Origin of the sequence: Schaalia meyeri, assembly GCF_900105015.1 — a bacterium.
GTDB classification, from domain to species: domain Bacteria; phylum Actinomycetota; class Actinomycetes; order Actinomycetales; family Actinomycetaceae; genus Pauljensenia; species Pauljensenia meyeri.
Window position 1 is genome coordinate 121,174 of sequence record NZ_FNLK01000010.1, and the last position, 22,528, is coordinate 143,701.

11 protein-coding genes are annotated in these 22,528 nt (G+C 65.8%); 4 read left to right on the top strand and 7 right to left on the bottom strand.

What is annotated here, in order from left to right; genetic code table 11:
* Positions 1–23: 23 nt before the first annotated feature.
* Positions 24–1,406: a DNA repair protein RadA gene (radA, locus tag BLT68_RS04805; protein ID WP_070779186.1), complete on the bottom strand. Its 1,383-nt coding sequence runs from the start codon at positions 1,404–1,406 to the stop codon at positions 24–26.
* Positions 1,407–1,705: 299 nt separating this feature from the next.
* Between radA and BLT68_RS04810 the strand changes: the two genes are divergently transcribed.
* The 4 genes from BLT68_RS04810 (at position 1,706) to BLT68_RS04825 (ending at position 13,041) form a co-directional block, all read left to right on the top strand.
* A complete protein-coding gene (locus BLT68_RS04810) occupies positions 1,706–7,747 on the top strand; it encodes a fibronectin type III domain-containing protein (RefSeq protein WP_070779185.1) in 6,042 nt (2,013 codons plus the stop codon).
* Positions 7,748–7,751: 4 nt separating this feature from the next.
* Positions 7,752–8,987, top strand: a complete 1,236-nt coding sequence (locus tag BLT68_RS04815) for a DUF58 domain-containing protein (protein WP_083332373.1) — start codon at positions 7,752–7,754, stop codon at positions 8,985–8,987.
* A 62-nt stretch (positions 8,988–9,049) separates the two neighbouring features.
* Complete coding sequence (locus BLT68_RS04820; protein ID WP_074633119.1) at positions 9,050–11,545, top strand: transglutaminase-like domain-containing protein; 2,496 nt, start codon at positions 9,050–9,052, stop codon at positions 11,543–11,545.
* Positions 11,545–13,041 (top strand): serine/threonine-protein kinase, encoded by a 1,497-nt coding sequence (locus BLT68_RS04825; RefSeq protein WP_074633120.1) that lies wholly within the window; start codon positions 11,545–11,547, stop codon positions 13,039–13,041. Before BLT68_RS04820 ends, BLT68_RS04825 begins: the two co-directional genes overlap by 1 nt.
* Before the next feature lie 214 nt (positions 13,042–13,255).
* Here the strand turns inward: BLT68_RS04825 and BLT68_RS04830 are convergent, their stop codons facing one another.
* The 6 genes from BLT68_RS04830 to eccCa all read right to left on the bottom strand — a co-directional run bounded on the left by BLT68_RS04830 (position 13,256) and on the right by eccCa (position 22,488).
* Positions 13,256–14,497, bottom strand: a complete 1,242-nt coding sequence (locus BLT68_RS04830; protein ID WP_074633122.1) for a S8 family serine peptidase — start codon at positions 14,495–14,497, stop codon at positions 13,256–13,258.
* 8 nt (positions 14,498–14,505) lie between these two features.
* Complete coding sequence (locus BLT68_RS04835; RefSeq protein WP_232618754.1) at positions 14,506–15,720, bottom strand: S8 family peptidase; 1,215 nt, start codon at positions 15,718–15,720, stop codon at positions 14,506–14,508.
* A gap of 5 nt (positions 15,721–15,725) precedes the next feature.
* Positions 15,726–17,228: a hypothetical protein gene (locus BLT68_RS04840; protein ID WP_074633125.1), complete on the bottom strand. Its 1,503-nt coding sequence runs from the start codon at positions 17,226–17,228 to the stop codon at positions 15,726–15,728.
* A gap of 26 nt (positions 17,229–17,254) precedes the next feature.
* Positions 17,255–17,782: a hypothetical protein gene (locus BLT68_RS04845; protein WP_198482569.1), complete on the bottom strand. Its 528-nt coding sequence runs from the start codon at positions 17,780–17,782 to the stop codon at positions 17,255–17,257.
* Positions 17,783–17,839: 57 nt separating this feature from the next.
* On the bottom strand, positions 17,840–18,373 hold the full coding sequence (locus tag BLT68_RS04850) for a hypothetical protein (RefSeq protein ID WP_074632990.1): 534 nt from the start codon (positions 18,371–18,373) through the stop codon (positions 17,840–17,842).
* Positions 18,374–18,441: 68 nt separating this feature from the next.
* Positions 18,442–22,488 carry a type VII secretion protein EccCa gene (gene eccCa / locus BLT68_RS04855; RefSeq protein ID WP_050695281.1) on the bottom strand — a complete coding sequence of 1,349 codons (4,047 nt, stop codon included), beginning with the start codon at positions 22,486–22,488 and terminating at the stop codon, positions 18,442–18,444.
* Positions 22,489–22,528: the final 40 nt, after the last annotated feature.

Below are 22,528 nucleotides of genomic sequence, written 5' to 3' on the forward strand. Positions count from 1 at the left end.
CGAGTGAGTAGGTTCGCTCTCTATTATTGCGAGTCCGCGGGGAAAGCGACGCGAATCGCCGCCGCCAAATCAGAGACAGTGAACACGGTGATGCCCGAGGCGCCGGTCAGGTCCTGGCTGCCCTGCGAGGGGACGATAGCGGCCGAAAAGCCCAGGCGGGCGGCCTCGGCGAGCCTGCGCTGCGTGCCCGTGCAGGCGCGGACCTCGCCCGTCAGCGAGATCTCTCCGACAGCGACCAGGTTGGCGCGAGGGGGCGTACCCCTCACCGAGGACACGATGGAGATGGCCATCGCCAGGTCGATGGCGGGTTCGACGGTGCGAGCCCCGCCGACCGTGGAAACATACACGTCTGCCCCCGACGCGTCCGCCCCGATGCGGGCCTGCAGGACGGCCAGGATCATGGCGACGCGCGCGTGATCCACGCCCGACGTGGTGCGCCGGGGAGAGCCACCCAAGGAGGGAGCCACCAACGACTGGACCTCGGTGGGCAGCGGGCGGCGCCCCTCAAGCGAGACGGTCGCGCACGTCCCGGGCACGCTCCTGCCGGTGCGCGACAGGAACAGGCCGGACGGGTCCGCGAGGCCGCAGATCCCCGAGTCCGTCAGCTCAAAACAGCCAACCTCGTCGGTGGGTCCGTAGCGGTTCTTGACCGCCCGCAACAGGCGCAGGCGCGAATGTCGATCCCCCTCGAACTGACAGACGACATCCACCAGGTGTTCCAGGACGCGCGGGCCCGCGATCCCCCCGTCCTTGGTGACGTGCCCGACCAGCAGGGCGGGCAGGTCGGATTCCTTGGCGACCCGGATCAGTGAGGCCGCGACCGCCCGCACCTGCGCGACGCCGCCGGCACCCCCGTCGACCTGGGCCGAGCTGATCGTCTGCACTGAGTCGACAATCAGCAGGGAAGGGGCCGCCTCCTGGACGTGCCCCAGGACGACCCCCAGCTCGGTCTCGTCCGCGATCAACAGGTTCGGCTCCAGCGCCCCGATGCGTTCGGCGCGGGAGCGCACCTGCGCCGCCGACTCCTCGCCCGTCACGTACAGGACGGGTCCCAGGCCGCACGAGCGCGCCGAGCGCGCAGCGTTTGCCGCGACGGCCAGGAGGAGCGTGGATTTGCCCACACCCGGCTCGCCGGCGAGCAGGACCACCGCGCCGGGAACGATGCCGCCGCCGAGCACCCGGTCCAGCTCACCCATCCCCGTCGAGCGCCAGGCGGCCCGCTCAGCGTCCACCTGACCGATGGGCACGGCCGCCTGGCGCGGGGGCGTCGCCGACGCGTGCGCCCACGCCGCCTGGCCGCTCTGATCGATGGTTCCCCACGCCCCGCACTCGCGGCACTGGCCCACCCACTTGGGCGAGACCCACCCGCAATCGCAGCAGCGGTACGTGATCTTTTCTTTCGCCATGCACCCACCGTAACTCGGGTCGCCCGCATCTGAGGGCGCGCGAGGGTGCGCAAGGGCGTTCGCATCCGCCCGGCGGGGCGTCCAAATGCACGATTGTGGTCAGGTTCTCGCATGGGGAAAGACCGTGGGCAAACGATGGAAAACCGGCGCAAAACCGTCGGATTATGCGACACCTGTTGTTCTCGCGGGGGTTTATCCATAGGGTTGGTCGGTGTGTATCCTTGGGTGGGGTGGATAATTCGCCCACGGATGCCAACAACGCCCGCAGACAGTGCGCACATCGAGACTGAGGAAGCGACATGAATAAGGCACGTCAATCGGCAAACGCCTGGCGCAAGCGGATCCCCGCTATCGCCGTCCTGCTGGTGTCAGCGATGCTGTGCGTGCTGGCGGTCATCTACCGGGGCGTCGAGGTCACCCAGGTGAGCGTTGACGACGGCGGCATCTGGGTGACCAACCAGGACCGCAAGCTTGTGGGGCACCTCAACTATGACGCCCTGATGCTGGACGGCACGGTCGCCGTCAAGTCCGCCTCCTTCGATATCGGCCAGGCAGGTGGGGACGTGACGCTGGGTGAGACGGTCACCCGCACGGTGTCTCCCGTGCGCCCGACCTCCTTTTCCGTCGGCCAGGCGGTAACGCTGCCCGAGGGCGCGATCCAGGTCCAGGGCGGGTCGGTGCTGGCGGTGCTGGACCCCAGCGAGGGCCTGCTGTGGGCCGGAAAAGCGCAAGAGCCCGCGTCCATGTCCTTTGCGCGCGAGGATGCGGTGGCCAAGGACCTCAGCGGCGGTGTCGTCACCGTGTCCCGCTCGGGCAAGGTCTTTGCCTTTTCCCCCGATTCGGCCACGCTGGTGACGCTGGAGCAGGCGGGGCAGACGTGGCGCTCAAAGACCACAGAAATCAAGGGATTCAAGGGTGCGGGACAGCTGTCGATCACCGCGGTGGGGGACAAGCCCATCATCTATGACCAGGGCGGCAACAGCCTCGTAATGCCGGACGGTAAGGTGCGCGACCTCAGCGAAGACCACATCACCGGCGCCGTCCTGCAGGCGCCCGGAGACGACGCCGCGGCCGTCCTGATGGCCACCGACTCCGAGCTCTTGTCCGTTCCCCTGAACGGGAAGGGGGCACAGCGCCAGGCGGCATCGGATCAGGGAAAAAAGGGCACCCCGGCCGCTCCCGTGTTTCACCGCGGCTGCTCCTACGGCGCGTGGGCAGGTTCGGGCGCCTTCCTGCGCACGTGCACGGATCAGTCGCGCAACCAGGCGCAGACGGTATCGACCCTGGCCGAGGCCACCTCCGCGGTGTTCCGCACGAATCGCACGCGCATCATCCTCAACGACGTGTCGACGGGGACGCTGTGGCTTCCCGACAAGAACATGGTCGTGGTGAACAACTGGGACCAGATCCCCACCGAGGAGCAGGAGGAAGAGGACACGCCCACCCCGGATCAGCGCGAGCAGGTTTCAGAGCCGGAGCACAAGGATAAGAACACGCCCCCCGAGGCCGTGGACGACGATTTCGGGATCCGCCCGGGTCGCTCGACGATGCTGCCGGTGCTGGATAACGATTCGGACGATGACGGGGACGTGCTGACGGCACGCGCGGTGTCCGAACCCGAGTTCGGCGCGGTCGTGCGCACCAGGGGAGGACGCGCCCTGCAGATCACGGACGTGCCGCAGAACATGACGTCGGGGTCAACCTCCTTTACCTACGAGGCATCGGATGGCATGGCGGGCGCCACTGCGACGGTGCGGGCGACGGTCCACCCGTGGACCCAGAATGAGGGGCCGCGCCAGATTAAGCACCCGGTGGTGAAGGTGGGCGCGAACGCGCAGGTGGAGTACAACCTGTTGTCGGACTGGATCGATCCGGACGGCGATCAATTCTATGTGAAGAGCGTGGCGGCGCCCGACGGCATGGCGGCGCAGTTCTCGGAGGACGGCACGGTTCAGGTCCGCGACCTGGGTTCGGGTGCGGGCGTGAAGGCGCTGAACGTAACGCTGTCGGACGGGCGCGCGGAAACCGTGGGTGAGCTGCAGGTGAGCGTGCAGGAGTCGGGGAACGTGCCCCCGTTGGCGCGCGCCGACTTTTACGTGGCCCGAGTGGGCGAGCCGCTGACGATCGACCCGATCGCGAACGACACGGATCCCAACGGCGATGCCCTGTCGCTGGTGGCCGCGGGGACGCCGCCGGACGGAACCTCCGTGTCGGCTGACCTGTCGCGCGGGACGCTGAACTTTACCGGTTCGGTGCCGGGTTCGTTCCAGTTCACGTACACGGTGTCGGACGGCCCCTCCACGTCGGTGGGCGTGATCCGCGTGGACGTGGTGGCCGACGACACGAAAGCGCTGCCGATCGCGGAGGATGACCTGTCGGTGCTGCCCAGCGGCGGCGCGTCCCTGATCGCCCCGCTGGCCAACGACACGGATCCGTCGGGCGGCGTGCTGGTCGTGCAGTCGATTGACGTGCCGGCAAAGTCGGGCCTTGAGGTGACGCTCATCGAGCGCCACCTGCTGAGGATTACGGCCCCCGGTGGGCTCGCCGACGTGGCGTCGTTTACGTACACGGTGTCCAACGGCGCCGGTTCTGCGACCGCGCAGGTGAGCGTCATCCCCACGGAGGCCCAGAGCGAGGAGCAGCCGCCGGAGGCGACGCCCGATTCCGCGAAGGTGCGCGCCGACGACATCGGATCGGTGAACGTCTTGTCGAACGACCGCTCGCCGATCGGCCTGTCGCTGAGCCTGGATCCGGACGTGACGGTTCTGTCCGGTGCGGAGCTGGGCACGGTGTTCGTCACGGGCAACCAGGTGCGTGTGGCCGCGGGTTCCGAGGCGGGCGTGGTGCGTGTGGCGTACACGGTCGTTGATTCGGTGGGGAACCGTGCGACCTCGACCGTCACCTTCGAGATCGTGCCCGCCTCTGCGGCGAACAGCGCCCCGGTGCCCAAGGCGTTGAGCGCGTGGGCCGTTCAGGGTCAGATGAGCCGTATTCCGGTGCCTCTCACGGGCATCGACCCCGACGGTGATTCGGTCACCCTGGTGGGTATCGATCAGCCGCCCTCGAAGGGCAGCGTCGTGCTGGGGACGGAGTGGCTGGAGTACACGCCCAGCGATGACGCGACGGGCACGGACACGTTCTCCTACATCGTCGAGGACCGTCTGGGGGTGCAGGGACGTGCGCGCGTCCGCGTGGGTATCGCTCCCCCCGGGAACCAGAACCATAACCCGACGGCCGTGCCGGATGCGGTGACGGTTCGCCCCGGCCGCGAGGTTCGGATTAACGTGCTCAGCAACGACCTGGACGCGGACGGCGACGCGCTGTCGGTGGACACGGATCCCGCCACCGTGTCGGTGTCGGACACGGCGGCTTCGGTGTCGGTGGCCGAGGACGCGGTGACGGTGCAGGCCCCGGACACCAACGGCGTTTTCGTCGTCGCTTTCCAGATCCAGGATGGGCGCGGTGGCCGCGCCCAGGGGCAGCTGACCGTGACGGTGGACGAGGAGGCGCCTCTGCGCGCCCCGGTCGCCCGCGATGATGTGGTGTCGGTGGCGGACCTGCCCTCGGACTCGAAGCCCGTCAGCGTCGCGGTGCTGGCGAACGACGAGGACCCGGATGGCACCACCGGGGCGCTCACGGTGTCGGCCGACGGGTCGAGCGTGAGCGTGTCCGGCCAGAACCTGTCGATCACCCCGGAGGCGCGCCGCCGCCTCGTGGTGTACACGGCCACGGACCAGGACGGCCTCAGCGCCAGCGCCGTCGTGACCGTTCCGGGCACAGATCTGTTGGCGCCGCGCCTGAATAACTCGCGCGTCCCGGTGGCGATGCGCGCGGGGTCCACGATGACCCTGGATCTGAGCGATTACGTGCTGGTACGCGACCGGTCGCGAACCCCGATCATCGCGGATTCCGCGTCGGTTAAGTCCAACGGCGGCCTGGATTCGGTGTCGTTGCAGGATTCGTCGCACCTGGTGCTGAGTGCCCCCGAGGACGCGTCGGGCCGCGCGTCGGTATCCTTCACGGTGCGCGACGGAACGGCGGATGACGTCTCCGCGCTGTCGGCGACCCTCACCATTCCGGTGACGATCCAGCCCGCCCGAAACCTGCCGCCGCGCCTGACGCCGACGCCCATCCTGGTCGGCCAGGGCGAGACGGTGACGGTCGATCTGACGCAGATGGTTGACGACCCCGACGATCAGGCGAAGAATACCTTCGAGTACCGTCTGACGAAGGTGCCCGGCGGCGTGGACGTGTCGCTGGATGGTTACAGCATGAGCGTGTCGGGTAAGAAGGATCAGCCCAAGGGGCCCGTCGGCGCGATCACGGTCAGCGTGGACGACGGTTCGGGCGCGGTCAGTGCCGACATTCCGGTGACGATCGTAAAGTCTTCGAAGCCGCTCGTGACCACCACGGATGCGCGCATCAAGGCCAGCGCCGGTCAGACGGTGGACGTGAACCTGTCGGAGTACACGACGAATCCGTTCCAGCAGCCGCTCACGGTCCTGGATGCCTCCGTGCACGTGGGCCAGGGAACCGCGTCGGGTAACGGCAACGTGGTGTCGGTGACGCCGAAGGCCGGTTTCCACGGCGACATGATCGTCGTGTACCGCGTCATGGACGCCACGAATGATCCTGATCGCATCGTGCAGGGCCGCGTCATCGTCAGGGTGCTGGATCGGCCGGATCCGCCGGTGAACGTGACGGCTACGGCGACGGGACCGGGCAGCGCGTTCGTGTCCTTCCAGGAGGGTGCGGCCAATGGCGGCACCATCTCCGGTTACACGGTGACGGATGTGACTACCGGCGAGAAGTATGGGACGCGTAACCCCGGCGTGCAGGTCACTGGCCTGAAGAACGGCGAGTACCACACGTTCACCGTCGTGGCGCACAACGAGGCTGGTACCTCCGACCCGTCGGCACCCTCCTCGAGGGTGCTGGTCGACGTGGCGCCCGAACAGATGGCTGCCCCCACGGTCCAGGGCGTTGACTCTGCCCTGGAGGTTTCCTGGGTTCAGCCTGCGAACAGGGGGTCGGCGATCAGCTCTTACACGATCTTCGTCGCAGGTTCTTCGGGAGGACAGCCGCAGTCGTATACGGCGGGAGGCGGGGAAACCTTCAAGAGGATCAATGGCCTGAAGAACGGCGAGGTCTACTCGGTGACGATTCAGGCGCACAATGGTGCGGAGTCGCCCTCGCCCATCTCCTCACGGGGGACAGGCTATCCGCACGGCGCCCCGGATACGCCGGGATCGGTGTCGGCCTATCCGCTGCATGCGGAATCGGATCCGTCGTACGCGACGGTCCGGGTGACGTGGACGCTGGGCAAATCGGGCGGCCGAGGCTGGGGCACGACCACGGTGACGGTGGGCAATGCTCGCGCCGATGCGGCGCCCGGTGCCACGAGTGTGGACGTTCCCGGCGTGAAGACGGGCGCGAACATCCCGGTGACGGTCACGCTGAGTAACTCTGATGGGGACTCCTCTGGACCCGCGTACGCCTCGACGAACGTTGCGACGACCCCCGCGCCGATCGCCGCCCCGACCCTGTCGGGCACGGGCAGTGCCGGGGAGCTGCGCGTGGACGGCCTGGCCGTCGCGCCGGGCAACGGCTTCGACGCGGGCAGCCTGACGCTGCGCTACGCGTGGAACGAGGGCGGCTGCGCGGGCGGTCGGCCCATCTCGAACGGGAGCATCATCCAGGTTGACGGCTGGCAGAGGTACACGCTGTTCTTCTGCCAGACCGGCACCGGATTGGGCAACAAGACGGTCGCGTCGCCGGTCGTGTCGGCCAGCGGCACCCCCACGGGCCCGCCCTCGCAGGTGGGAGTGTCTATCACGAACGTTGGGACGAACAGCGCGACCGTCCGCTGGGATCCGGTGGGCGCGAACCCCGCCCCCAGCGAAATCCGCGTGACCCTGGGCCAGCACACCCAGGTCGTGGGGAAGGACGCGACGGAGGTAACGTTCACCGGCCTGGATCAGGGCACGCGCTATCAGGCCACGGTCGTGGCTGTCAACTCCGCGGGCCAAACGACGATGAACAGCCGCCCGACGACCACGACGAAGCTGGATGTGACGGCGACGTGGGTGGGCACCTGCCAGGGCGATGAGGGGCACCGCCAGAACGGCCCGTGCCACACGTTCTCGCTGAACGCGCCGGGCTGGGGTGGTGCGTCCGTGCCGCACATCTGCACGATCCGCTCCGACATCGATAACGCCACCGAGCAGGTCCGTGTCGATTCCCAGGGGCCGATCCCATCGCGAATGGCGACGAAGGCGGACAGCGAGGACGCCTTTAAACGCGACACCCACATCGTCGGCGAGTGCAAGCCCGAGAGGTGAGCGCGTGAGGAAACTACGTCGGATCCTCCTGGGCGCCTGGCGTGACGCGACTGCCCGGCTGCGGGCGATGCCCGCGTACGCGGCCCTGGCGCGCTGGCTGGGCGTGTTGACGCCTGCCGGCTGGGCGGTGAGCGTCGCGCTCATCGCCGGAGCGGTCGCCTCGGCGGCCTTCGGCTGGATCGAGGGCTTCATCGTGGCCGTGATGGGCCTGGTAGTGCTGGCGGTGGCGATCGCCTCCGTCGCGTCGCCGTCCCCGCTGTCGGTGTCGCTGCGCATGGCCAGCGACAGGATCGTCGCCGGCGAGGTGGCCGTCGGGCGCGTGCGCGTGGTGAACGAGTCCGGGCGGCGTTCGGGTTCGACGCTGGTGGAGGTCGCGATCGGGCGCGGCAGCGGCGAGTTCACGGTTCCCCCGATTAGCGGGAACGGGACCTGGAACGAGGCCTTTTCGGTGATGACGAAGCGCCGCGGCGTCATCACGGTGGGTCCCGCGCGCACCGTGCGAATGGACGGATTGGGGCTTTTGCGCCGAGTGCGCGAGTGGGACGAACCGATCCTGGTGCACGTGCATCCGCCGACGGTTCGTTTTTCGTTCAACGCGACGGGCATGCAGATGGACGTTGAGGGTGTGGCCAGCGAGAAGCTGACCAGCTCCGACGTGTCTTTCCACGCCCTGAGGGACTACGAGCCGGGGGATGACCGGCGCGCGGTCCACTGGGCGTCGACCGCGCGCTTTGGGCGCCTGATTGTCCGCCAGTTCGAAGAGATACACCGGTCGCACCACATGGTGTTGCTGGACACCAGGGTCGTTTCGTGGGATCGGCGCGCGTTCGAGACGGCGGTGTCGGTGGCGGCCTCGCTGGCGATCGCGGGTTCGGGAGAGGCACGCACCGTGTCGATGCACACCGCCGACGAGTGGATTCCGACGGGCACGCCCATGGCGATGCTGGACGCGCTGTCCGAGATGGAAACGTCGATCCGTTCCGATTTCGCGGGCGTCGTGCGCCGGTGCGTCATGGAGCGCGGCGCCATTTCGGTGCTGTCGATCGTGGTTGGGCAAAGCGTCGATGACGCCGAGGCGGCGCGATTGGCCAATATCGCGCCGGTCGACGTCGCGGTGTCTATTATTCGTGTCGTCCCGGGGCAAGCCAGGCGCCGCCGCAAGACCAGCCGGGGCGTGATCATCGATTGCCCGTCGCTGGAGGATTTGCCGATGCTGATTACCCGGGGGGTGGCGCTGTGAATGCTGCGCGTCGTGCTCCCGCACCCGGTGTTCCCCGCCGCTCGTCTGCGCAGGAGACCACCATGGGTGGCTCGGTGCGCCGCGCCGCTCTGCCGTCGTGGTCGCTGCTGGTGCTGGCGGTCCTGTTTGCCGGGCCGGTCCTTATGTTCGAGGGTGTCTTTGGTGGCGGACAGGGCGCGATCGCGGCCGGTGCGGGCGTCGTGGTCGGCCTGCTGCTGGCCTGGGTGGCCTCGGCGTGGCGCTGGGATTTGCTGTCGATGACGGCCGGCCTCGTGGCATCGTATTTCCTGTTTGGCGGGGCCGCGGCCCTGCGCGACACGACCCGGTGGGGCGTGGTACCCACCTCTCGGACCTTGCAGACGCTGGTGATCGGCGCGGTCGAGTCCTGGAAGGATCTGCTGACCCTGACGCCTCCCGCCGCCTCCTACGTGGGGCCCGCGCTGGTGCCGTGGATGACGTGCCTGGTGTGTTCCCTGGTGGCGGGGGTCGTGACGGTGCGCTACGGGCGCCCGATGTGGGGTTCTGCCGCCCTGATTCTCTCCGGCGTGATCGCCATCGTGTGGGGTCCCACCCACCAGGCCCCCGGCGTGATCGTGGTGGTCCTGTGGTGGGTTGGCCTGATCGTGTGGTGGTCGTGGGCCTCGGCGATTGGTCGGGCCCGGTCGGGCGCGGACATCGTCATCGGCATGGCGTCGTCCACCACGTCGGCGTCCACCACCATGGGTGGCTCGTCCCGCCAGATTGTGCACGTGTGGTGGCGCGTGGGCATGGCCTCGTTGATGGTCGGCGCGATGGTCGCCGCCGCGATTCCCGCGGGGTCCCTGCTGGGGCCGACGGCCTCGGACCGCCTGGTGGGGCGTGACTTCGTGGAGCCGCCCGTGGATGCGCGCGAGTACCCGTCCCCGCTGTCGAGCTATCGCCACTACAACAAGGATCTGGAGAATGAGTCCATGATCCGCGTGTCCAACATGCCCAAGGAGGCGCGCGTGCGCCTGGGCGCGATGGACGTGTACGACGGGACCACGTTCGGGATGGGCGCGGCGAACACGGACGGCACCGCGGGATACCGGCGCGTCGGTTCGACGATTCCCGGGCGCAGCGCGGACACCGCGCAGACCCAGACGACGGTTTCGACGTCGCATCTGCTGGGGCCGTGGGTGCCCACGATCGGACAGGTTTCTGTGCTGCGCTTCGACGGGGCCGACTCTGCGTCGGACGACCAACAGAAGGGGTTGAACTACGACCTGTGGGCGGAGACCGCGTTGACGACGGGTCCCGCCGGGGAGATGAACTATTCGCTGAGCACTTCGATGCCGAACGATCACGCGGACGCGGAGTACGCCAGCGTGGACGCGCGTCGATATTCGGGGACCGATACGAACGTGCCGAAGGACGTCGATACCCTGGCCTCCGAGCACACGACCACGGCGCGCTCGGATCTGGAGAAGGCGCGCGCGATAGAGACGTACCTGCACACGCAGGGTTTTTACTCCAACGAGGACTCGATCAATTCCAGGCCCGGTTCCTCCCAGGACCGTATCCAGCGCATGATCGGCGCGGACATGCTGGTCGGGGACGACGAGCAGTACGCGACCCTGATGGCGCTCATGCTGCACTCGCAGGGGATCGGAGCGCGCGTCGTCATGGGTGCCTACCGCGAGGGGACCTCCGGCAGCGTGGATTTGACGGGCAGTGACATGCACGCGTGGGTCGAGGTGGAGTTCCCCGGCGTGGGGTGGGCGACCTTTGATCCGACGCCGCCGCGCGACCAGCAGCCGACCACGCAGGTCAATCGGCCGAAGTCGGTGCCCAAGCCTCAGGTCCTGCAGCCGCCCGAGCCGCCCGAGCCGCCGGTCGAGCTGCCGCCGGCGACGCGCGACCAGGCGACGGACCCGCACGACCCCAACGGGCTGCATATCCCGTGGATGGTGATCGGCGCCGTGTCGCTGTCACTGCTGGTGCTGTTCGGCCCGGTCCTGACGGTTCTGTTGCTCAAGGCGCGTCGCCGCCAGGGCCGTCGCCGCCTGGGGGGCGCCCAGGCGGTGCGGGGCTCGTGGGATGAGTTGGTGGATACCGCGATCGACTCCGGCCTGGTCGTCGAATCTCACCTGACGCGCCAGGAGGTCGCGTGGGCGCTGGCCACGCAGTGGGCCCCCGAGGAATCGGGCACAGAGTCCGGCGGCTCGGAGGATGCGGGTGGCTCCGGGGAATCGCCCCGCGGTGGCCGAAAGGCGCGTGGGCGCCCGGTCGCCGTGCGCGTGCCCGGATGGTCGATGTTTTCCGGCGCGGTTCCCCGCGTCGTGACGGTCGCCCGCCGCGCGGATGTCGCGGACTTTGCTTCGGCCGGTGCGCGCCAGGAGGACGCTGAGAGGGCCTGGAGCGACGTGGATGAGCTGCGACGCGAATGGGCGTCGTCGGTGTCGGTGTTTGCGCGCGTGCGCGCCGCTTTGTCGCTGAAGTCGCTGCGCTGGCGCCGCCGCGCCCGCCGTCAGGCGGCCGTCGCCATGAGCAAGCGCCCGTGGGCCAGGTTTGTGGGCCGCAGGAAAGGGGCACGTTGATGGACAGTAACGCTCGCGTTGGAATGGTTCCCGTGCTGCCGGGATACCAGTGGATTCGTCCCCTGGGGTCCGGGGGTTTTGCGGACGTGTTTTTGTGTCGTCAGGAGCTGCCCAGCCGCGATGTCGCGGTGAAGGTGGCGCGCAGGGATCGCGGCGCCGACGGCGAGGCAGGGATCGCCCGCGAGGCGGATGTTATGGCACTGGTGTCGGGCCACCCCGCGGTCGCGCAGCTGTACGGGGCTGGGCGCACGCCGGACGGCCTGCCGTACCTGGTCATGGAGTATTGCCCGGTCGCGAACATTTTGGATCAGGTTCGCGCGAACCCGATGGCCGCGGATCGGGCGCTGTCGATGATGATTCGCATGTGCGGCGGCGCTGAGATGCTGCACCGCGCGGGCTATGTGCACCGCGACATTAAGCCCAGCAACATCATGATCAACACCTACGGGTCGCCGGTGCTCACCGACTTTGGCGTGGCCGATCCGATGGGGACGGATCCGCGGGGTGGCAGCGACGGTTTCTCGGTGATGTGGGCGCCCCCGGAGCAGATCGCGGGGACCGCCAGGGCTCACCCGACGCAGGACGTGTGGGCGCTGGGCGCCACGCTGTGGACGCTGCTGATGGGGCGTTCGCCCTTCGAGGTGCCCGGCGGGGATAATTCGGCGAGGGCGGTCGCGGAGCGTGTGGCGGCGGGGCGCGTGTCGCGCATCGACCGCCCGGGCGTGCCGGACGCGGTGACGGCCGTGATTCGTCGCGCCATGAGTGTGGATCCCGAGAATCGTTTCGGGTCCGCGGCGGCGCTGGGGTACGCGCTGCAGACCATTGAGCGCGAGATGCACCGCCCGGTGACGGAGATGAAGCTGAGCGTCGTCGCGTCGGCTTTAACGCCCGCCTCGGCCCTGTCGCCCGCGTCTGCGGCGGCGTTGGACGCGGAGCGCACGCGTACTCGGCGCGGCAGTTTCGCGGATGTCCCCCAGGGTTCGGCGAACCAGGCGTGGGACGGGAATTCGACGACCAGCCGGACGGGGCTGGTCGATGGCGATTCGAAGCGTCCCCCGTGGGTGGTGCCGGTGCTGGCGCTGGTCATGGTGGTTGCGACGGCGGCCCTGGTGGTGGCGATGCTGACGGGCGGCGGACACAGCGTGCACGTGGGCGGCGGATCCACTCCCACGACGGAGCAGACGACCGGTCAGACGGGCGGTGCCGATCCGGGTGCGGCTCCGCCCGCGGCGGTCGGCGAGGTGAGCGCGACGCTGGGGGGGACGGAGATCCGCTGGGGGTGGGAGGTGCCCCATCAGGCGCAGTACCAGGCCGATCAGCTGGCGTTCAAGTACGTGTTGACCCGTCCGGGCGAGGCCGCGGTGGCGGATACCATGCGCCGCAATAGCCTGACGACGGTGGCGGTCAGCGGCGAGAACTGCCTGACGGTCAGCGTGGTCGTGGAGTCTACGGGGCGTGAGTCCGCGCCGGTTACGCGGTGCGTGTCGGTGCCGTGACTCCCGCGGGCGAACTTTAGCGGCCTGGGGGCGCGTGAACGTGAACGGGTGGTTGTCGCATCGCGCCCGGGGCGCACCCGAAGCCCCGCACGGTGTCCACCGATGGGGATTTGACCGGCTCTGATCATGCGCGCGGCGCGCCCCACCCACCCCGAAAGACGGGACGAACGAGGCACCACAGGGGCAGGGTGTTGCGCGTGTGTCATGGTTGTGGTTATTTGCGGTGGTATTTGGGGCTGGTGCCCAGGTGGATTGGTGTGCCGTTTTCTGGGAGCCATAGGAGTGTTTCGTCTGTGCCGCGGTAGGAGTAGGAGGCATCGAGCGCGACGTCGTCGGAGGGTGGGATCAGTCCGTCGGCGTAGTCTTGTACCTCGCTGGTGGTGGGTTTGGATCCGCCTTCCTTTTGTGCCAGGGGGTTCTCGTCCGGGTACTGGGAGGGGTCCGTATTCACCAACGGACCAATGTTAGCGGCCCCGTACCCCGTGTACTTGTTCCATTCGTGGTTTGGGTTCAGCCCGGTGTGGGTCAGGACTTGCAGGGTCTGGTTCGCCGTGGCATTGGGCCACTTCTGACGAGCCAGAGCCAGCAACCCGGCAACCAGTGCTGTCGAATTCGAGGTGCCTGTTGTCGTCGTTGTATTGCCGGTATCGAAGTCTCGGACATTGATTGGTCCGCCGATGGCTGCGGTGGTCACCCCGTTGCCCCAAGAGGAGTAGTTGGCGAACTTGCCGTCGCTGGTGATCGCGGACACCCCCACTACACCAGACCATCGTGATAGGTGCGTGTCGTTCTCGTCGCGCCCGTTGTTGCCGACCGATGCAACGACGATGACTCCCCGGCTCATCGCGTGGGCTATTGTCCACTTTGTTTCGTCGCTGTCGTCATGAGTTCCGCCTTGTGAAATGGAGATGATCTGGGCGCCGTCATCAATAGCCTGATTGATCAACTTACCAAAGGTGTCAAGACGCTTCCCGCCCACCGAGCAGGAACCAGGAGAAACAGAAGATTTGCCTGCAACCTGATACGTGTGCAAGGTGGCATCCGGGGCAACTCCATAATTTTGCGACACCAGGAGCGCTGCCATTTCACTCGCGTGATACCTGCTTTTGAGCGATGGTTCGATGGTGCATCGGCTTTTGTCGGTGATGTTGGCGCCCTTGAGCTCGGGATCGCTCAGCTCGACCGGGCCGTCGATGAGGGCGATAGTCACGCCCTTACCCGTATACCCCTTCGCACGAGCAGTATCCAAATGATAATAAGAAAAATACTCCTGCGTCGTAATCACATCATCCGCAAGAGCCCGCGCAGGCACCAACACGAGAGCACCAACAGTCAGCGCCAAGACAGAAGCGGCGGCGGTCAGGACGCGCGCAGCACGCCCCACCCACCCCGAAAGCGGGCGGGGTGGGTGGGGTGAACGAGGCGCCGCGGGGGTGGTGTGTTGCGCGTGTGTCATGGTTGTGGTTATTTGCGGTGGTATTTGGGGCTGGTGCCCAGGTGGATGGGTGTTGCGTTTTCTGGGAGCCAGAGGAGTGTTTCGTCGGTGCCGCGGTAGGAGTAGGAGGCATCGAGCGTAAAGTTGGTTGGAGGGGGGATCAGTCCGTCGGCGTAGTCTTGTACTTCGCTGGTGGTGGGTTTGGATCCGCCTTCCTTTTGTGCCAGGGGGTTCTCATCTGGGTACTGGGAGGGGTCCGTATTTACCAACGCACCCCCGTCAATGGCCCCGTACCCCGTGTACTTGTCCCACTGGTGGTTTGGGTTCAGCCCAGTATGCGTCAGCACCTGCAGGGTCTGATTCGCCGTAGCCTCCGGCCACTTCTGACGAGCCAGAGCCAGCATCCCGGCAACTAAGGGAGTGGAGATTGATGTTCCTGTTTCCTCGACGTTCTTGCCTTCGCTGTAGCTGCGTACTGTGGCGGGTCCGCCGATGGCCGCGGTGGTCACCCCGTTACCCCACGAGGAGTATTTGGCGAACTTCCCATCACTGGTGATCGCGGAGACCCCCACCACACCAGACCAGCGACCGAGGTGCGTGTCGTTCTCGTCGCGCCCCTCGTTGCCCGCCGACGCGACGACGATGACCCCCCGGCTCATCGCGTGGGCTATTGTCCACTTTGTTTCGTCGCTGTCGTCATGAGCTCCGCCTTGTGAAATGGAGATGATCTGGGCACCATCATCAATAGCCTGATTGATCAGTTTGCTGAAGGTGGCGAGAGGCTTTCCGCCTGCCGAGCAGGAACCAGAAGAAACAGAAGATTTGTTTGCAACCTGATACGTGTGCAAGGTGGCGTCAGGCGCCACCCCGTAATCACGTGAGACCAGGAAGGACGCCATCGCCGTCCCATGGGTTCTGTTTGATGCGGATGCTTCGATGGTGCATCGGCTCTTATCAGTGATGTTGGCGCCCTTGAGCTCCGGCGCGCTGGTATCCACCGGGCCGTCGATGAGGGCGATGGTCACGCCCTTACCCGTATACCCCTTCGCACGAGCAGTATCCAAATGATAATAAGAAAAATACTCCTGCGTCGTAATCACATCATCCGCACGGGCCGACGCAGGCACCAACACGAGAGCACCAACGGCCAGCGCCAGGACGGAGGCGGCGGCGGTCAGGACGCGCGCAGCGCGCCCCACCCACCCCGAAACCAGACGGGGCGGGCGGGGCGTGAAAACATGCATGGGGTTCACCATTGGCGAGGATCCCATCCGTCGTCCACACGCTTAGCCGGGGTGATGCTCTGATCGTTCCCATACATCTGCGACAGGGGGTTCACATAACCCCGGGGCAGCCCGTCCTCGTCTCCTTCATCGAACGTGAAGGCCACGTACTTGCGCTTGCGGCCTTTACGATCTTGTTTGCCCGCGCCCGCACCGGCGCCGGCACCACCACCCATGAAGCCGCGCCCACCCGCGCCGCCCTTGCCCGCCGAGCCCGCGGCGCCGGCAGCGCCACTGCCGTTCGCGCCGGCCGCGCCCGTGACGCCAGAGGCGCCCGAGCCCGCGGTGCCGTTTGCGCCAGCGGACGTCGAGGGGGGAGTATAGGAACCAAACCCAGACCCAGAATAAGAACCAACCTTGAGCCCGCCAGCGGCGCCCAGACCACCCGAGCCCATGCGGGCCGCACCACGCATACCCAGCGCGCCAGCACCCAGCACACCCGCACCACCCAAACGACCAGCCGCAGACGAATCAGAGGCACGACCCCCGTTAAGGCGCCACAACGGATGATCCACATCCGCCGCAGGAGCCGGCGTATGACCCCCCACAACACCATTACGATACGCCGTACCATTAACACGCCGATGCAACAAATCCGTATCCATCAAATCCTGAGGATCCGTAATCGGATTCGTCCGCGACCCCACATCCCCATACGAAGGCTCCCGCGTAGGCAACGCACCCGAAGCAACCGTCCGATTACGAGCCGCAGCCGCATCAGCCTCACTCCACCACGGCTGATCAAACCCACCCGGATAATCACCCGAAGAAGGACTACGACCACCCTGGCGACCAAAACCATTCCCAGAAGAATAAACCGAGGGATTGTTGGAACCATTTCCCGAGCCAGGCTCCGTTCCGCCGCGTGGTTTCTCGAAGTCTTCGCCGATGTCTTTTCCTGGGTCCGGTGCCTCGGTGCCACCGCCCTGTGTCATCCCGGCACCAAGCGCTGTGGTAAGACCGTTGACCATGTTCAGTACGCGCGATGCCGCGGCTTCGCGCTGGGCGTTGTTTTGCTCCTCAACCGCAGACGCGTAGGCCTCGCCGGTCGTGAAACGCATCCCCAACAGTGACACGCCACCCCCCGGCTCACTCTCAGGAACCGCAACAAGCGGAGCACCACGCATCGCCGCAGTCTTCGCATCCAACAAATCCGGCGAAAGCAACTCCGCCTCCTTCAGGGCGTTCGCCATCACCTGGCGTCCTGCCACGTACGTGTTGTACCCCTGCTGGTACCTCCTCCGGTATTCCTCGATGCGGCTGATCGATCGGTCCACCCACTGGTCCATCGCGTCCCCGGTCTTACCCGTAAAACCATGACCATCGCGATACGCCTTCAAACGATCAATCGCCTGCTCAAAACCCTGGATCGTCTTCTCGTGATCAGAATCCCACGCAGCCAACCCACGATTGGCCCGGGCCGCCTCCATAAACACCTTCAAACGCTCATACATCGGCGACGAAACCATGATCAACTTCCTTTCTACAACAACTCTCAGTACTCGTGGGGGCCAGAAGCGGCAGTCTGCGCGTTCTGGGTACCCTCGGTCTCCCCACCGGAAGACGCCGAACCGCCGTCGGCCGAGGAGGAACCCGCGTCGGCCCCTCCCGCACCGCTCTGCTTGGACATCATGCCTGCTTTTTGCAGGGAGGAGGCCAACGCGCTCGCCTGCGACGAACGGGCAACACCCTCCAGGGCCTGGTTCACGGCCCTAAACGTCTGCTCGTTATCAGCCTCCGTCTCTTCAATGGAGGCCATGGCCTGACGCATCTTGGTCTCAAACTCCGAAATCAAAGCGTTCTCCTTCGACAGGAGATCCGATATCTCGCCGAACATGTCGCCGGAGCGGTGCCCGAAAGACTCGGGCCCCCTCTCGGTTCCCCAGACGTCGGGCTTTTGTGCAGACCCCAGCGCATAAGACGACTTCGCAGAAGAATCCACCGCCTCCTGACTCTCCTGCACCTTGGGAGCAGCCTGCTGCTGCTTATCCCCGTCGTAGGACTGATCCGAACTCGTTGCCATCATGTGCTCCTTATCGTTGATGGAAAACCTAACAGCGCGCCTATGCGCCAAAACCAACTATTTAGCTACCTTAAACCTACGAACCAACGGCTTATCCGGCTGATCCGCACCATCAATCTTCAACGTCCACACATACACCACATCACCACCACTACCCTCAACATCCACCGTCCACGACGAGTAATACTCACAATCCTGCTCCACACACAAATCATAAGAATCCCCACCCAAACGCCAAAAATCAGTAGCCGACATCATCTTATACACCATGTCGTCCTTATTCACCGAAACCCGATTCTGCGCATCCAACTTAAACTGCTGACCCGAAATACCAGCCGGATCCACCCCCACCAACTGAGCACCCACCATCTTACTCAACGCCACAGCCTTCTCACCAATCCTGCGCTTTTCCTGCCCAGAAGCAGAACTCATCTGAGCAATCAACTCACGCTTTTGACCCTCCGGAATATTCTGCAACTTACTAATATCAGCAGAACCCCCACGAAACGGAAAACAACCAGACAAACCAACAACAACAAACAAAAAAGACGAAGCCGCAGCAACAACACGACGAGAAACAAGAGACAACATAACTACTCCCCTTACTTTCAGACTGGTCAATCATACGCACCCCGGGGGGCGCCGTGTCAAGAATGTGATCACATAGAGGGAGGGGTCCACGACATCTGCGCGGCCACCACCCCCAGATCGCGGTGGACGACCTGCGCGCGTCCCGCCACCGCGCGCCTGGGTTTCACGCCGTTAATGACCGCGCCCTCCTTGGGATTGCCGGACAGCAGGATGCCGGTGACCGCCAGGTCGCCCATCATCTGTATCACCTTCTCGAAGGCCGCGCGCGACGCGCCACCCATGCGGCGCGTGATGATCACGTGCAGGCCGATATCGCCCGCCTGCGGCAGCAGATCCAGCATCTCCATCAGCGGGTTGCCCGACGTGGTGGCCACCAGATCGTAGTCGTCAACCAGGATCCACACCTCGGGACCCGACCACCACGTCCGCTCGCGGATCTGCTCCGGCGTCACGTCCGATCCGGGCAGGCGCGTGCGCAGGAACTTCGCCAGGTCGCGCAACTGTCCCATAGCCTCCTGGTGGTTGGTCAGGTACCGCAGAGAATAATCCTCGGGGATGTCGCCCAGCAGGGAGCGGCGCATATCGAGCGTCACGATCTTTGCCTCGGAAGGAGAGTACAGGCGCGTGATCTCCTGGATGATGGAACGCAAGAACGCCGTCTTGCCCGTCTTTGCGTCGCCGAAAAGATACAGGTGCGACTCCGAGCGCGTGTTGAACATGAGCGGCCCCAGGCGGGACTCCTCCACGCCCAGGATCATGTCGCCGCCGCCGCGCGGCAGAATCTGCTGCTCCGGCAGCTGAGACAGGATCTCCTGGGTCGTGATCAGCTCCGGCAGCAGGCGCAGCTTCGGCCCCTCGCCGGCCACCAAGGACTCGCGAATCTTTTCCACCGTATAGGTAACGCCCTGTGACACGGTGGCCGGATCCTGGTCCTCGTCCGCGCGGGGCAGGGCCACCATCATCTCGTGCCCCACCATGTCGATGCCGCGACCCGGCCGCCCCTTCGGAATACGGGCCGCACCGTCGCGGTTGACGATCGACTCCTTCGGATTCGCCGTGTGCAGCTCCAGCCTGGACCCGAAAATATCCTGCGCCTCCGAACGAATGTCCATCCAGCGAGCCGCAGAAACCACCAGGTGAACGCCCAAGGACAGGCCGCGGCTCATCATCGTCGTCACCTCTTTATCCAGGCTGTCGAACTCCGAACGCAGCGCGCCCCAACCGTCGACCACCAAGAACACGTCGCCGTAACCATCATCGAAACGCCCCTCCTGGCGCCCCCGCCGGTACGTGTCCATCGAATCGATGCCGTGCTGACGGAAATACCGCTCGCGATCATCCATGATGGACGCGATCTCCGCCAGCATACGCGTGCGCGCCTCGGGCGTGTCGCGCGTCGTGATGCCGGCAACGTGCGGTGCGCCATCGAAACCAGCAAACGTGCCGCCACCGAAGTCCATCACATAGAACTGGACCTCCTGCGGCGTGTAAGTCAGCGACAGGGCCTGCACGATCGTACGCAGCGTCGTCGACTTACCCGTCTGCGGGCCACCCACCAGCGCAAAGTTACCGCCCGCACCCGACAGGTCCAAGATCAGCGTCTCGCGGCGCTGCTCCAGCGGCAAGTCGACCGTGCCCAAGGGGACGCGCAGCGTCCCAGACTCGCGCCACGCGCGCGACACAAAGCCCAGATCCGGGTCCGGCCCCAGATCCGGCATCAGCGTGGCGAACGTATCCGGGATCTCCAGAGGCGGCAACCACACCTGGTGAGCCGGGTAGCCCTTCCCCTTCATCTTCGCCACGGCGATGTCCATCTCAGACATGTCCGCCCACTCCTCGTCGCCAGCCAGGACCACCTCCTGACTCTGATCGACCTCCTCCTCTTCATCACCCATCGAATCCTCGCGCGTGATCACGGGAGCCACAGTAAACGGCAGGATCTCAATCGGAGCGCTGGGAGCGCCAGCCGTCGACGCCTCGGAAATGGACGCCAACGTTCGGGCCGGCGGGGGAGCCGCCACGTAAGACGCGCGGAAACGGACCAGCCCGTCGCCGCCAGCCTTCAAGAACCCCGAACCCGGCAAAGGCGGCAGCTTCGCCGCGTCAGGAATACCCAAAACCTCGCGCGAATCGTTCTCCGTGAACGTCTTCAGCGCCACGCGATACGACAGGTGCGATTCCAGGCCCCGCGCCTTACCCAAATCCATCTTCTGGGAGGCCAACAACAGGTGCACCGACAGCGAACGACCCAGACGGCCGATCATGATGAACACCTCGCCGAACTCCGGCTTGGCCACCAGCATTTCCGTGAACTCGTCCAGGACGATAAACAGCGCCGGCAGCGGCGGGAAATCATGCTTGCCCGCCAAACGGTCCGCCTCGTAGTCGCTCACGTTCGCATAGTTACCCGCCTGGCGCAGCATCTCCTGGCGGCGAACCATCTCACCCTGCAGCGCATCCTGCATGCGATCAACCAGCGACAGCTCCGACTCCAGGTTCGAAATCATGGCCGACACGTGCGGCAGATCAGCCATGCCGGCGAAGGTCGCGCCACCCTTGAAGTCCACCAGCACCAGGTTCAACTGTTCGGGAGAGTGCGTCAGCGCCAACGCCAACACCAGCGTGCGCAACACCTCGGACTTACCCGAACCCGTCGCGCCGATCAACAGGCCGTGCGGACCCATACCCTGCTGGGCGGATTCCTTAATGTCCAGCACCACCGGCTTGCCCTCGGGCGTCACCGCGAAGGGCGCGGCCAAGCGTTCGCGGCCCTCGCGGCGCGTCCACTGCCTCTCCGGGTCGAAATCGCGAATATCACCAATACCGATCAGCTCCATCAGATCCATCTGACGGGACTCATCCGAGCGGCCCATCGGCGTGTCCGCCTCTTCCAGGCTCTGCTGGGTCGCAAACGGCGTCATACGCCGGGCGACGGCCTCCGCCTGAATCGCGGACAGACGGTCGGCGTGCGCTGTCTCGGGAACCGCGTCCATGGTCACCACGTCGATCACGTCCAAACCATTGTGATCCGGGCTGGGGTGGATCACCAGACGCAGCGCCGTGTGCGACTTCATCGGGGTCCACTCGCGCGCACGGCTCATCACCGTCACGCCCCGCACCCCCGCCATCGAAGCGAAGGGGGACGTGGACGGGAATTCGGCCCCGTCACACACCAGCAACAGATGAGGCCACTCCGGCATGTCATCGCCCGGCCTGAAAGCCCCGCGCATCGGGATTTCCGGGCCGATCATCTCCGCCAACTCCGCCGGATCCGTCGAAATCATGCGACCGGGGCCCACCGCGTCACGCACCACCGCCGAGCGTGCCTGGGGCATCCACTTCACCCATTCCCAGTCATTCAGACGATCCGCGGAGCACAGGACCGCGATCTTCAGTTTCGACGGCTCAATGAAGCATGCCACGTGCATCATGATCGCGCGCATCTCGTCGTAGACGGCCTCGCCCTCGCCCGCAACCTCGATGTGGCTGTAATCACCCAGGTACAGGAACTTGCCCACGTTATCCGTGTGGTCGTGGACCCCGATAAAACGATCCATCGCAGACAGGCACACCACGTCCATCTCCGTCATCGGATCGATCGGCGGACGGTTGAACGTGAGCCCCAGGGGCTGCGTGCCGCTGCCATAGCGGAACGCCAGCAAATCGTACGTGTTGCCCTCGCGTGACCACAGGCGCGCCCCGTTGGCCGCCAGGGTCACCAGTGCATCCGGGTCCGGGTACACCCAGTTGTAGTAGGCCCGCTGCTTCTTGACAACCTTGCGCACAGCCTCGCGCGTCTTAGCCAGATACGACAGGTATTCGCGCCGCTGAGTCACCACGCGCGTCCGATACTGCGCGAACTGGCGATAAATGTTGAAGCCCACCATGCCCAGCATCGCGACCAGCATGCCGCCGCCCATCAGCATCGAACGCGTGCCGCCGGTCTGCAGGGCCATGAAAACCATGACACCCGTGGATCCCAGCATCGGGACGACCATCATCAAGACGTTACCCATCGCTGCGGGTTCGGCCTTCTCCGGCGGTATCTGCAGGTCAAGGGTGCCGGAGGGCTGCTCCGGAACCTTAGCAGTGCGCCGTTTCTTGCGTGTAACCATCGGGTCTCCTCGCGCTGCGCGCCTCCGTGTTCGATGCGAT